Raw genomic sequence first — 12,595 nt, forward strand, 5'->3', positions numbered from 1 at the left:
AATTTATTTTAGTCAAACAGCTTATTTAGCTGCGCATATTGTAACAACACAATGGTTTTTAAATCCTGGATTTCGCCATTATTTAGCATTACTAACGCTTCAGAAAAAGGGAGTTCTAACACCTCAATATCTTCATGTTCGCTATCTAAACCTCCACCTTCACTCACCTTCATCGCTTCTGAATATTCTGCCATGAAATAATATAATTTTTCAGTCAGTGCTCCAGGCGACGAATACGCTTCAAATAACGGAGTAACCGCATGCACTTTATAGCCTGTTTCTTCTTCAATTTCTCGCAGAATACACGCTTTTGGTTCGTCAGCATCCAACATACCTGCGCACGTCTCTACAACAAAACCAGAAGCGTTACCATTTAAAAATGACGATATTCTAAACTGTTTAGTTAGAATAACGGTCTTCTTCTCTTTATTGTATAGTAAAGCTGTGGCCCCATCTCCTCGGTCATAAGATTCTCGTTTTTGAGTTACCCATGTCTCATTTTTCATTTGATATGCAAATGAAACTTCACTTAGCGTTGCCCAACCTTTTGATAAGGTATTTATAACTATATCTTTAATTCTATTGACCATTACCAAATGATTCTCTTGCTTTGGTTTCTATATTTAATTGATTAACTCTAGCATCAACTTTACGTTTAAAGTCTGTATCTGCAATAGTTGCCACGTTATCCAAGTAACGCACGACTTCTTGTCTTCTAATTTCAGAAAAGTTTAATCCTTTCATGTTAGACTTCATTAATTCTTGAAGCATATTTAACTTTGTTTGGTAATCTTTTTTGAAATAGGTTTCTGGGTTATCAAACCAACTTTGCTCTAAATCGAAATCGGTTAAACGCAACGATACGGCACTTTGTATATTTCTAACATCACGAGAAGAGAAAAATGGAAATATTTTCTGAATCTCTTTATACAACGTCGCATAAAACAAGTGATCGGTCGTTTTATGTAATTTTTCAGCTTTATCATAAGCATCAAACACACGTAATTCTGTTGGTTTGTCAGACATATTTAAGATTTCTCCCATATTTGTTGCCAAGCCTTGGTCTTGTAAATATTGATAACCATCCGGTCCTTGCATATTTACAAAGTCAGGCATTGTTTTATCTAACTTTCTCCACCATAGATGATCTTGATCTAAAAAGTCATGCTCACTTCGCGCACCATCAATTTTAAATCGTCCTTGTACACGAGAGATTATGGCTTTATCTAACATTTCAGGAAGGTTAGTAAACAAACCTATTGAGCTATTTCCGTAATTAACAGCATACGCCCCTTCGGTGTATCTTAAAAACACACCAATGACTTCTTTTACACCTGCGGACACACCTTGCGCAGTACGTTCTTGTAAGTTATTTTCTGCATCATCAATTGGTGCAAAAATTAATTTAGTAGGGTCTTGCATGGGCTTCATCCAGTCCACCATTTTCTCTGCTGATCCCCCTTGAAACGTACTGATTAATGTATCAGGCATTGGGTGAAACAAAAATGGAATATCTAAATTATCGCTATGTTCTTTTAATCGTGTTGCTATTGCCGCAATTAGCATACTTTTTCCTGTTCCAGGAATACCATATCCCATAAAAACAGGCATAAAACCACCCAATTCTTGAAAGGGGTTTTTCTTCGCTTCAAAATCGTAACTTAACATACGCTCTGTTAAACGTCTTGCAAAGTGTTTGGCATCTCTGTTTCCTACTATTTGATCAAACTGTATTTTATTAAATTCAATACTTTTTGCTGTCCCTTGGAAGGTATTTTCCCATCCTGAAATCGCAAATTCACTATTTTCTAGTTTATACGTTCTATCTACAATAGTCTCTGTATATTCTAAACTACTTTTACGTAAATTAATTTCGTCAATCAACGCTTCAAAATAAACTACTGTAAAATCAGCAACATCTTTATCAGACTTAACAATGTCCGGATGTGCTAAATATTTATCGTAGTAAAACAAAGCACAAGACACGCCTTTTAAGGGAGACATTAAAGAGAGTTCTGGAATTCCAGCAAATTTTTGCTTCATGACGCTTAGATCGTCCGATGCATGAGGTTTTAATAGGTGTAATATTTTATAAGCAGAAGCAAATAACATAAACGCACTAGCCGTTTGCATTTTACTTTCGTACTCTCTTTTCCCATCGTTATTTAAAGCCGATTTACGTTCGTTAAGACTAGACAATCCTGACGCATCATAATAACTATCTTTTATCCAAATCCCTAAAGTCAGTCCTTCTTGGACAGCATACAATGTTTGATTTAAAAGAATTGGTATCGCTACAGAATCCGGTAATAATCGTTTTTTTAAAGCTAAAATAGTTTTAGAAACCGAAGTCACAGATGCTGACGACCCATTATTTGCTTTTGACAAGTATAATAATATTGATTCGTCTTTAGCGTCTTTATCTTTACTCTTTGCACGTCCACCTTGTTCCCAACTAATACTTTTTAGGTAAGATGAAGCTTCGTCACGTAAAACGTCTAATTCTGATTTTTTAATAGGGAAAGTTGAGTTGTGTTCCATGTTTTTTTTAAAGTATGTGGTTAGCAGTCTTTAGTATTTAATCAGTACTATTAACTCTTGCTGTTAATTTTAATTTAAACCGAATTTTTCGGAATGAATACGCTTTTAATTTTAGAAGTTTTCCAACTCCTTCACTTTTATATTGTAATTATTTTCTTTCTCTTTTGAAATGTGTTTACTTAAAAACACGTTTAATATTACTGCTTTCTATAAACATCTCCGTTTTTGAACAGACTTAGATATTATTTTTTTTCGATTTTATAATACCGTTTAAAACATTGTTTTTTAAAAAATAGAATCAAGTCTTAATGCCGTTAACTGCAGGTTTTATTTCATTTTTAAATCCGCTATTTGAAAAGGTGGCTTTGCCAACTTATTCATAATTTCTGGATTTTTGTTGTATAATAATTGAATAATCCGATGTGGTGCAAATACATAGCCTTGTTTAACAGGTGTGCTCCAATTTTGAAGGGTTTGTTTACTAAAATAACCACCTTCTTTAAAATCACCTCCTGTAAATACTTCGTGAATTTTAAAAGACAATGCATAAGCTTCTAAAGGCACTTCTTTTTTACTTATTGCTTCTAAAATAGTATGTGTTAAATCATTATCATCTTTTGCAAATACATTATGAAAGGCGCCAATATCTAATCGCTTTATGTATTTTGGAAATACATTTTTTAAACGTCTATCAATTCCATATGCCATGGTATCCATATTCATTTTACGATCTGCTACTGTTTTTAACGCCTCGTAAATCTCTTCCTTTTCTTTATGAGGATCATTTCCATCATAATCAAAGTACATAAAACACACAAATGGTCTGTTTAATGAGACATCATAAAAACTCCAACTGGTCATGAATTTGGCTTCACTATTTTCTGGGGCTTTTATTATTTTACCCTGTACAAAACGGTTAAATATATATTGCTGCTCTACAGATGTATAATAGACTATTGAGGCTGCTTGAAATAATTTATCACGTCTTACGGGTTCTTTTTTACGTAGTAATTGGTCTAAAAATTCGTCTTGAATTACAGAGACGTCTTTTAACTTGTTTAGATAATTATCACGTAATGATAAGTCGTTATACAGGTATCTAAATTCTAAATAATTAGGGAATCCCGAATCTGTAACATCAATCTTCATGTTATCTTCTTCGTCATACATGTATTTGACACGCATGGCTTCGATTGAATATAATAATAAGTCACAATATTGTTTAAAGAATATAATTTCTTGTGGTGTACATAATCCGTTTTGTTGCACGCCTACAATTAATTCTTTTAATGCGAAATCTACTTTTTTATGATAAAATACATATTGCTCTTTGCTATCTAAAAAAGCGGAATCTAATGGTGTTACAATGTGGTTTATACTCATTTTAAATTTTCAGTTGTAAAAAACAGTCTTTACTAGATCAAAATTTATAATCTTAACTGTTTTTACTTTATTAAATCATGATAGCTTGTTAATACGCACTTATACACATGAGTAAGCGCGTTAAGGATTGAAGTGGCATCCTTTTGTTTTTTTACAAAAGATATAACGTAAAGCCTGACCTACTTTAGCCTTTAAAAGCTAAAGTAGGTAACGCTCTATTAATTTTAAGACAATAAATCGTCGTTTGATGCTTCTGGTTTTGGTGCTCCTGCTGGTGCATCATCTCCTGAAGGTGTTGTATTATCTGAGTTGTAATACTCTTCAAAAATCTCTTTCATATCAATACCATAACGATCTGCAAAATTCTTTTGAATATCTACATCTTTTGCTCTAATCTCATGTAAAGCCTCTGCATAACTACGGTATACCCCTTGCATAACCTTTTCGTGTACTGGAATATTATCCATCATTTCTTGACGTGCTTTAGCACTTGCTGTGTGCATTGATGCTAATGTCTCTCCAATATGCTCATCTGTTTTAACTCCTAAATGCTCTAAAATAGCAGCAAATTCTTGATCTGTACGTGCTTTTAAAGCGACTACATAACCATCATAATATTTTAAACGTTCTTCCGTATCCGACTTTAATTTAGCACGATGCGTTTGTAAGTTACTACGTAATGACGTTAATACTTTAATCGTTAAATTATGTTTGTGAACAAAACTATCCTTAGAGGCAGCAAGAGTTGTGTAGGCATTTTTAAGTCCTTCTAACTCTTCTACTTCTTGTTCTAACTTGGTCACTTTAGATAAGGCTTCAGAATATTCTGTAGATTGCTTATCTCCTACTTCTTCTAAGGCTTGACGTGCTTGTTTTAGTAGCGCGTACTGTGTTTCTAACTTAGCTTCCGTTTCTGCCTTTTTCTCTAAGGCCTTCGTATGGTTTTTAGAAGCTTCTACAATTGCAACTTGCAACTTATCTTCTACTTCTTTAATTTCTACTTCACGATTTTTAAGACGTGTTACTGCCGCTTGAGACTTATAAGACAGCTCACTTAATAAGGTTTGGATGTCTGCACTCTCAATACGCTCTTGAAACATCGCTTTTGCTTTGTTGTCTGCTCCAGCACGTACTTTTTCTGAAGCCTCTAACGCTTTCTCAGCAGATTTGATTTTGCTTTTACGTCCCCAAAGATTATTCCACCAAGTGTCTGGTTTGTTTTGTGCATCTTCTAATTCTATTTTTGCACGCTCTAATGCTTTTTGAGCATCGTCAATTACTTTTTGTTCTTTGTCGTTTAATGAAGAAAAACGCTCAAATAAAATACCAACCTCATCCTGGTAATCTGTTAAATCCTTAATAGCATCTAAAAGTGTCGTACGGTCTTTTTCTGCCATTCCAACAACATCATCCAATGTGGCATTCAAGATTTTTTGACGACTTTCTGGATCATCTTCTTGTGCTAGTTTAGATTTCATGGTATCAATTGCTTTTCCCCAATTGACATCTACTTTTTCGGTTTTTTCATTAGAGTTTGTTTCTAATAAATCAAAATCATCAGACATATATATTTTTGTTTTTAAGGTTGGATAAATTTAACGTAAGCAATTTCGTTAAAAAATATTAGTTGTGAAAATATTTACTGCTCATATTATAAGTATTAATTGTTATTAAAATGTTACAGTATATTTTAAAGAAAAAAAAAGTAAGTATCTTTAAAACAAAATTTAAAAAATGAAAAAAATAGCAGTAGCCTTATTTACAATGACTTTAGTTTTAAATAGTTGTAAAAATGAAACAAAAACGGACACTATTAAAGTTGACAAAAAAACAACCTCAACAACAGTAAGCACAGTGGAAATTATCCCTATTTCACATGCTACGATGGTTTTAAATTATGCTAAAGAGACTATTTATGTAGATCCTACTGGAGGAAAAGAAGCTTTTGAGGGGCAAAAAGAACCGACTATAGTTTTAATTACAGATATACATGGTGACCATTTAAATTTTGACACTTTAAAAGCTTTAGATTTAAAAAATGCTTTAATAGTGGCTCCACAAGCAGTAGTAGATAAGTTTCCTGAAGATTTTAAGCCAAACTTTAATGTTATAGCTAATAGTGAGACTTCTATAGTCAACAACACTATTATAGAGGCTATACCAATGTACAATTTACGTGAAGACGCTCTAAAATTTCACGCTAAAGGTCGTGGTAATGGTTATGTTTTAACTATTGGAGGACAACGTATTTATATCTCGGGAGATACGGAAGACATTCCTGAAATGAGAGAACTTAAAAATATAGACAAAGCTTTTGTATGTATGAATTTACCATATACAATGACTGTAGATAGTGCTGCTAGTGCTGTTTTAGATTTTAAACCTAAACAAGTCTATCCTTATCACTATAGAGGTACAGAAGGTTTAAGCGATGTTGCTAAGTTTAAAACTTTAGTTAATAACGCTAATCCCGACATAAAAGTAGTGCAATTAGACTGGTATTCAGATAATTAATCATTATATTTGAATATCTTAAGTCCAAAATTAATAATATATGACTTCCAATTTTTTATTTGTATTGCAAAATTTAACAGAAGCAATTACTGAGGTATCACATCAAAAATTGATTACAATTTTATCTATTGCCTTAATTACGATATTGACTTTATTAACCATTAGCTTAATAAAAGTAAAACGACTTGAAAAAATAATTAAAGACCTTAAAAATGTATAGCAATGGATAGCTACTTAATCATTGGTATTTTGATATTTAATCTTGTTATTTTAATAATTACGATTATAAGTAAAAAAGGGCTGTATACTATATCTCCAGAAAAACAGTGGCGTAAAGAAATTGATGCTTTTGATAAAAATTTTAAGACTCTAGAAAAACTAGACTTGTCAGATTACAAAATAAATAACACTCATTTATACTAAATAAAAAAGCCTGCAAATGCAGGCTTTTTTATTATTATCCATTAGCAAAACGACTTATCTCACTAATTTTTTATACTTAATACGTTTTGGCATTAAATCTCCACCTAAACGGTTCTTCTTATTTTCTTCATATTCACTAAATCCACCTTCAAAGAAATACACTTGAGAGTCTCCTTCAAATGCTAAGATATGAGTACATACTCTATCTAAAAACCATCTGTCGTGAGAAATCACAACTGCACATCCTGCAAAGTTCTCTAAACCTTCCTCTAATGCACGCAATGTATTAACATCTAAATCATTGGTAGGCTCATCTAAAAGCAAGACGTTACCTTCTTCCTTAAGTGTCATTGCTAAGTGTAAACGGTTACGCTCTCCTCCAGACAATAATTTTACTTTTTTGTTTTGCTCTCCTCCTGAGAAATTAAAACGACTTAAATAGGCTCTAGAATTAACTTCCTTTCCTCCCATCATCACCAATTCTTGCTCATCACTAAAGTTTTGCCAAATTGTTTTTTCAGGATCTATATTTGAGTGCGCTTGATCAACATAAGACACCTTTGCCGTTTCCCCCGTTTTAAACTCACCTTTATCAGGCGTTTCTTCTCCCATAATCATTCTGAAAATAGTAGTCTTACCTGCTCCGTTTGGACCAATAATACCAACTATTCCTGCCTGTGGTAAACTAAAGTTTAAATCCTCGTATAATAACTTATCATCAAATGCTTTACTTACACCAACAGCATCAATAACATTGGATCCCAAACGCGGTCCATTCGGGATGTAAATTTCAAGTTTTTCGTCCAGTTGTTTCTGGTCTTGACTCATTAATTTATCATAGTTTTTCAAACGTGCTTTCTGCTTTGTCTGACGTCCTTTAGCCCCTTGCTTAACCCACTCCAACTCACGTTCTAATGTCTTTTGACGCTTAGACGCTGTTTTGCTTTCTTGAGCCATACGTTTAGACTTTTGATCTAACCAAGACGAATAGTTTCCTTTCCATGGAATACCTTCTCCTCTATCTAGTTCTAAAATCCAACCTGCTACGTTATCTAAAAAGTATCTATCGTGTGTTACTGCGATTACAGTTCCTTTGTATTGCGCTAAATGGTGTTCTAACCAATGTACAGACTCGGCATCCAAGTGATTGGTTGGCTCATCCAGTAATAAGACATCTGGCTCTTGTAATAATAAACGACATAAAGCTACACGTCTTCTTTCCCCTCCAGATAATACACCAATCTTTTTATCACCATCTGGAGTACGTAACGCATCCATAGCAATTTCTAATTTGGTATCTAACTCCCAAGCATTAGAAGCATCAATCTGATCTTGAAGCTCTGCTTGACGGTTCATTAACTTTTCCATCTTGTCTGCATCAGAATATACTTCTTCTAGTCCAAACTGGTCATTAATTTTATTATATTCATCTAAAATAGCTACGGTTTCTGCTGCACCTTCACGTACAATCTCCATAACTGTTTTATCATTATCCAATTCTGGTTCTTGTTCTAAATATCCTACAGAATATCCTGGAGAAAACACAACATCACCTTGATAGTTTTTATCAACCCCTGCTATTATTTTAAGCAATGTAGATTTCCCAGATCCGTTAAGACCTAAGATTCCAATTTTAGCCCCATAAAAGAAGCTTAAGTATATATTTTTTAATACTGGTGTTTGAGCACTTTGAAATGTCTTGGTAAGACCAGACATTGAGAAAATTACTTTTTTATCGTCAGACATATTATTGTTAATTTGATTTTTGTTATTTGTTCTTAAGCCTATTTGACTTAATTAAACACGACCTTTAAGCGCATTAAATACCCATGCAACAGCAAAAAAACCAACGCCTACAGATGCAAAACCCCAACCGGCTACATCGTCATATCTAAAAGCTCCTAATGCAATTAATGCTAATCCTACTATTATCATAATTGTGGTAGCCCAAGCTAACACAGTATTTTTGTTCATTGCCATAATCTAATTTAGTAAAATGTGAATTACAAATATCGTTTATTTTAACACAAAAAGCATCCTATTTAGGATGCTTTTTTGATATTATTTAAAGACTATCTATGACATTGGCACTTCAATAAAAAGTAGTTGCGTATCCGTTGTAGTATTAATTGAAAAACTATCAGTACTAGTGACACCTATTGCATCTCTACTTTGTAATGTATTATTCTCAATAGACACCGCTCCAGAGATAATCATAACATAGGTTCCATGACCTTCACTTTTAGTCTTATAAGTAAAAGACTCGTCCGTTTTTAAATCAATTCGAGACAACTTAGCATCTTGATGTATTTTCAAGCCATCCTCTATTCCTCCCATTGAAGTCACTAACGTTTGTAGCTTACCCGCTCTATCTTCCGCTTTAAAAAATTGCTGATCATAACGTGGTACTACATTTTGCTTATTAGGAATAATCCAAATTTGAAACAAACTTAAGTACTCGTCTGTTTTTGCATTCATTTCAGAATGTTTTAAGCCACTTCCGGCACTCATAATTTGCACTTCTCCTACTTCTATAGTTTCCCAACGATTTCCCATAGAGTCTTTATGCTTCAGTGAGCCTTTTAAAGGAATTGTAATGATTTCCATATTATCATGAGCGTGAGTACTAAAACCCATGCTTGGTGCAATAACATCATCATTTAAAACACGTAAAGCTCCAAATTGTATTTTTTCTGAATCAAAAAATTGAGCAAAACTAAAACTATGATTTGCTTGCAACCAACCATGATTTGCAAAACCACGATCTTCTGCTTTATGTATAACTATATTCATTATATAACTTCGTTTTATTTTTTTATAGTAGTCCTCAACTTATCTAATAAATCACTTAATTGTCCTGCCTCGTCCTCTGATAAATTATCTAACAAATGATGTAGTGGATTATTAGGTTTAATCTGTTCTAAAAGATTTAAACCCGCTGTAGTAATCTCTATTAACACTACTCGCCTGTCTCCAGGAAAAGGAATACGTTTAATTAATTGTTTATCACACAACTTATCGGTTAGACGTGTCAAATTAGGTGCACGCTCTACCATACGCTCCTTTATGGTTTGCACTTTTATAGGTTCTTTTGCACCTCTTAATATTCTTAAAATATTATACTGTTGTGGTGACAATCCAAAAGGCTTAAAAAAGTCGTTTTGAAAACTTGTAATATGATTTGCTGTAAACAAAATATTAAGCATCGCTTTTACTTTGTTACTTTCAAACTTTGATTTAATTTCTTCTGCAAAACCAGCCATTATCTTTCCTGTTTAACTATTATAAATTTTCAGAAAATGTACTAACCGCTTTGATTAAACCTTTATTTAATTCAGCATTAACCATAGTCCCGTCTTTTAAGTTATCATTAAATGATGGTAAATTAAAAGTAGCGACGATATTAGCATTATGTCTAGGAAACCTCTCTGCTGCCATATCAAATACAGATTGTCCTGCTCTTGGTCCTGGGGACGTACTCATTAATAACATGGGTTTGTCTTGAAATACTTTAACCTCAATTCTAGACAACCAATCCAACAGGTTTTTAAATGCAGCTGTATAGGCACCATTGTGTTCTGCTAATGACACTATAATTCCGTCAGAATCGGTAATCTTATCAAAAAACTGCTTTGCTTTATCCGGAAAACCTGATGCCGCTTCTAAATCGACTCCATAAACAGGCACTTCAAAATCATTTAAATCTAAAACTTCAACCGATACATTCTCTAATAATGTCGAAGCGTAAGTCGCTAATTGTTTATTTATTGAAGTAGAACTATTACTACCTCCAAAGGCTATTATATTTTTCATTGTATTGTTTATTTTTCACAAAGATACAAAAAACAATCATATATATTACACGGAAACTAATTCCATGTTTTATATTGAGATTGAAACAAAAATTAGCCAATACATTTAAAATAGTAGTTTCATTACACTATTATCTTTTGTATTTTTACAACAAATAAAAAAATTCTAATGGACATTAACTTCAACAAAAACGAAGATCATAACAAACTACTACTATCTGACCTAAAATCTAAATTAACAAAAGTTAAATTAGGTGGTGGAGAAAACCGAATAGAAAAACAACACGCCAAAGGTAAGATGACTGCTAGAGAGCGTGTAAATTATCTACTAGATAGTAAAAAGAAAAGTATAGAGATTGGAGCTTTTGCTGGAGATAAGATGTATGCCGAACATGGCGGTTGCCCTTCTGGTGGTGTCGTTGTTAAAATGGGATACATAAAAGGGAAGCAATGTATTGTTGTAGCAAACGATGCTACTGTTAAAGCAGGTGCTTGGTTTCCTATTACTGGAAAGAAAAACTTACGAGCTCAAGAAATTGCTATAGAAAATAAATTACCAATTATATACCTTGTAGACTCTGCTGGTGTGTATTTACCAATGCAAGACGAAATCTTTCCTGATAAAGAACATTTTGGGCGCATTTTTAGAAATAACGCTGTTATGAGTAGTATGGGAATTACTCAAATTTCTGCAATAATGGGGAGTTGCGTTGCCGGAGGTGCTTACTTGCCTATTATGAGTGACGAGGCTATTATAGTGGATAAAACCGCTAGTATTTTTCTTGCCGGTAGTTATTTAGTCAAAGCTGCCATAGGAGAAACTATAGATAATGAAACACTTGGTGGTGCAACAACACACTGCGAACTTAGTGGTGTAACAGATTACAAAGCTAAAGATGACAAAGACGCTTTAGACAAAATTAAGCGTTTGATTGATAAAATTGGAGATTACGATAAAGCCGGCTTTAGCCGAAATGAATCTAAGAAACCAAAAGAGAATCCTGAAGATATTTACGGTATTTTACCTAAATCTAGAGCCGATCAATACGACATGAAAGAGATTATAAAACGTCTCGTTGATGACTCTGAGTTTGATGAATATAAAGAAGATTACGGAAAAACGATTATTACTGCTTATGCAAGAATTGATGGTTGGGCTGTAGGTATAATTGCAAACCAACGTAAGCTAGTTAAAAATGCAAAAGGCGAAATGCAATTTGGTGGTGTTATCTATAATGATAGTGCAGACAAATCGACACGCTTTATAGCAAATTGTAATCAGAAAAAAATTCCGTTAGTCTTTTTACAAGATGTTACAGGATTTATGGTAGGAAGTAAAAGTGAGCATTCTGGAATTATTAAAGATGGTGCTAAAATGGTAAACGCCGTTAGTAATAGTGTTGTACCAAAGTTTACTATTATCTTAGGTAATAGTTATGGTGCTGGAAATTACGCCATGTGCGGTAAAGCTTATGACCCAAGATTAATTGCTGCATGGCCAAGTGCAGAACTTGCTGTTATGAGCGGTAATAGTGCTGCTAAAGTCTTATTACAAATTGAAACAGCTTCTCTTAAAAAGAAAGGCGAAACAATTACTAAAGAAAAAGAAGAGGAATTATTTAATAAAATCAAATCACGTTACGACGATCAGGTATCTCCTTATTATGCAGCAGCCCGCATCTGGACGGATGGCGTTATTGATCCTTTAGATACTAGAACTTGGATTAGTATGGGTATTGAGGCTGCTAACCACGCACCTATTGAGAAGCCATTTAACATGGGCGTTTTACAAGTTTAAAATAGTATTTTTCATTACGACAAGCTTCAATCAAATTATAATATTTTAATTGATTCTTGTGATGGCATAACTGATCCAGTAATTGCAATGCTACACACATTTTAACAAAATTACACTTTTATAG

The 12,595-nt window shown here is 33.3% G+C and carries 13 protein-coding genes; 4 read left to right on the plus strand and 9 right to left on the minus strand.

The window, feature by feature from the left end; translation table 11 throughout:
• Positions 1-8 precede the first annotated feature (8 nt).
• The 4 genes from H0I26_RS14245 to H0I26_RS14260 all read right to left on the minus strand — a co-directional run bounded on the left by H0I26_RS14245 (position 9) and on the right by H0I26_RS14260 (position 5,489).
• The gene (locus tag H0I26_RS14245; protein ID WP_218699679.1) at positions 9-590 is read right to left on the minus strand and encodes an NUDIX domain-containing protein; all 582 of its coding nucleotides are present in this window, start codon (positions 588-590) and stop codon (positions 9-11) included.
• Positions 580-2,541, minus strand: coding sequence for an AAA family ATPase (locus H0I26_RS14250; RefSeq protein WP_218699680.1), 1,962 nt, complete (start codon positions 2,539-2,541; stop codon positions 580-582). The genes H0I26_RS14245 and H0I26_RS14250 overlap by 11 nt, the downstream gene beginning before the upstream one ends.
• Before the next feature lie 327 nt (positions 2,542-2,868).
• A complete protein-coding gene (locus H0I26_RS14255; RefSeq protein WP_218699681.1) occupies positions 2,869-3,924 on the minus strand; it encodes a hypothetical protein in 1,056 nt (351 codons plus the stop codon).
• Positions 3,925-4,148: 224 nt separating this feature from the next.
• Entirely contained in the window at positions 4,149-5,489 is a 1,341-nt protein-coding gene (locus H0I26_RS14260) for a microtubule-binding protein (protein WP_218699682.1), read from the minus strand.
• Positions 5,490-5,658: 169 nt separating this feature from the next.
• On the opposite strand from H0I26_RS14260, the gene H0I26_RS14265 reads away from it, so the two are divergent.
• From H0I26_RS14265 to H0I26_RS14275, 3 genes are read left to right on the plus strand one after another with little or no spacing between them, the layout of a single operon-like run.
• Positions 5,659-6,438 carry an MBL fold metallo-hydrolase gene (locus H0I26_RS14265; protein WP_218699683.1) on the plus strand — a complete coding sequence of 260 codons (780 nt, stop codon included), beginning with the start codon at positions 5,659-5,661 and terminating at the stop codon, positions 6,436-6,438.
• Between the two features lie 40 nt (positions 6,439-6,478).
• Entirely contained in the window at positions 6,479-6,658 is a 180-nt protein-coding gene (locus H0I26_RS14270) for a hypothetical protein (RefSeq protein ID WP_218699684.1), read from the plus strand.
• Between the two features lie 2 nt (positions 6,659-6,660).
• A complete protein-coding gene (locus tag H0I26_RS14275; protein ID WP_218699685.1) occupies positions 6,661-6,861 on the plus strand; it encodes a hypothetical protein in 201 nt (66 codons plus the stop codon).
• A gap of 54 nt (positions 6,862-6,915) precedes the next feature.
• On the opposite strand, the gene ettA is transcribed toward H0I26_RS14275, so the two are convergent.
• The 5 genes from ettA to H0I26_RS14300 form a co-directional block, all read right to left on the minus strand.
• On the minus strand, positions 6,916-8,607 hold the full coding sequence (gene ettA / locus H0I26_RS14280) for an energy-dependent translational throttle protein EttA (protein WP_136584376.1): 1,692 nt from the start codon (positions 8,605-8,607) through the stop codon (positions 6,916-6,918).
• Between the two features lie 51 nt (positions 8,608-8,658).
• The gene (locus H0I26_RS14285; RefSeq protein WP_101018828.1) at positions 8,659-8,841 is read right to left on the minus strand and encodes a CAL67264 family membrane protein; all 183 of its coding nucleotides are present in this window, start codon (positions 8,839-8,841) and stop codon (positions 8,659-8,661) included.
• Positions 8,842-8,937: 96 nt separating this feature from the next.
• Entirely contained in the window at positions 8,938-9,654 is a 717-nt protein-coding gene (locus H0I26_RS14290) for a pirin family protein (protein ID WP_218699686.1), read from the minus strand.
• Positions 9,655-9,668: 14 nt separating this feature from the next.
• Positions 9,669-10,124 carry a MarR family winged helix-turn-helix transcriptional regulator gene (locus H0I26_RS14295; protein ID WP_218699687.1) on the minus strand — a complete coding sequence of 152 codons (456 nt, stop codon included), beginning with the start codon at positions 10,122-10,124 and terminating at the stop codon, positions 9,669-9,671.
• A gap of 19 nt (positions 10,125-10,143) precedes the next feature.
• The gene (locus H0I26_RS14300) at positions 10,144-10,674 is read right to left on the minus strand and encodes an NADPH-dependent FMN reductase (protein WP_101018831.1); all 531 of its coding nucleotides are present in this window, start codon (positions 10,672-10,674) and stop codon (positions 10,144-10,146) included.
• A gap of 168 nt (positions 10,675-10,842) precedes the next feature.
• Between H0I26_RS14300 and H0I26_RS14305 the strand changes: the two genes are divergently transcribed.
• The gene (locus tag H0I26_RS14305; protein ID WP_101018832.1) at positions 10,843-12,471 is read left to right on the plus strand and encodes an acyl-CoA carboxylase subunit beta; all 1,629 of its coding nucleotides are present in this window, start codon (positions 10,843-10,845) and stop codon (positions 12,469-12,471) included.
• Positions 12,472-12,595 lie beyond the last annotated feature (124 nt).

Origin of the sequence: Olleya sp. HaHaR_3_96, assembly GCF_019278545.1 — a bacterium.
Lineage (GTDB): Bacteria > Bacteroidota > Bacteroidia > Flavobacteriales > Flavobacteriaceae > Olleya.

Coding starts and splice junctions, on each gene's coding strand:
- H0I26_RS14270 (WP_218699684.1), top strand. CDS start 6,479: ATGACTTCCAATTTTTTATTTGTATTGCAAAATTTAACAGAAGCAATT.
- H0I26_RS14290 (WP_218699686.1), bottom strand. CDS start 9,654: ATGAATATAGTTATACATAAAGCAGAAGATCGTGGTTTTGCAAATCAT.
- ettA (WP_136584376.1), bottom strand. CDS start 8,607: ATGTCTGACGATAAAAAAGTAATTTTCTCAATGTCTGGTCTTACCAAG.
- H0I26_RS14295 (WP_218699687.1), bottom strand. CDS start 10,124: ATGGCTGGTTTTGCAGAAGAAATTAAATCAAAGTTTGAAAGTAACAAA.
- H0I26_RS14305 (WP_101018832.1), top strand. CDS start 10,843: ATGGACATTAACTTCAACAAAAACGAAGATCATAACAAACTACTACTA.
- H0I26_RS14275 (WP_218699685.1), top strand. CDS start 6,661: ATGGATAGCTACTTAATCATTGGTATTTTGATATTTAATCTTGTTATT.
- H0I26_RS14245 (WP_218699679.1), bottom strand. CDS start 590: ATGGTCAATAGAATTAAAGATATAGTTATAAATACCTTATCAAAAGGT.
- H0I26_RS14255 (WP_218699681.1), bottom strand. CDS start 3,924: ATGAGTATAAACCACATTGTAACACCATTAGATTCCGCTTTTTTAGAT.
- H0I26_RS14265 (WP_218699683.1), top strand. CDS start 5,659: ATGAAAAAAATAGCAGTAGCCTTATTTACAATGACTTTAGTTTTAAAT.
- H0I26_RS14285 (WP_101018828.1), bottom strand. CDS start 8,841: ATGGCAATGAACAAAAATACTGTGTTAGCTTGGGCTACCACAATTATG.
- H0I26_RS14300 (WP_101018831.1), bottom strand. CDS start 10,674: ATGAAAAATATAATAGCCTTTGGAGGTAGTAATAGTTCTACTTCAATA.
- H0I26_RS14260 (WP_218699682.1), bottom strand. CDS start 5,489: ATGTCTGATGATTTTGATTTATTAGAAACAAACTCTAATGAAAAAACC.
- H0I26_RS14250 (WP_218699680.1), bottom strand. CDS start 2,541: ATGGAACACAACTCAACTTTCCCTATTAAAAAATCAGAATTAGACGTT.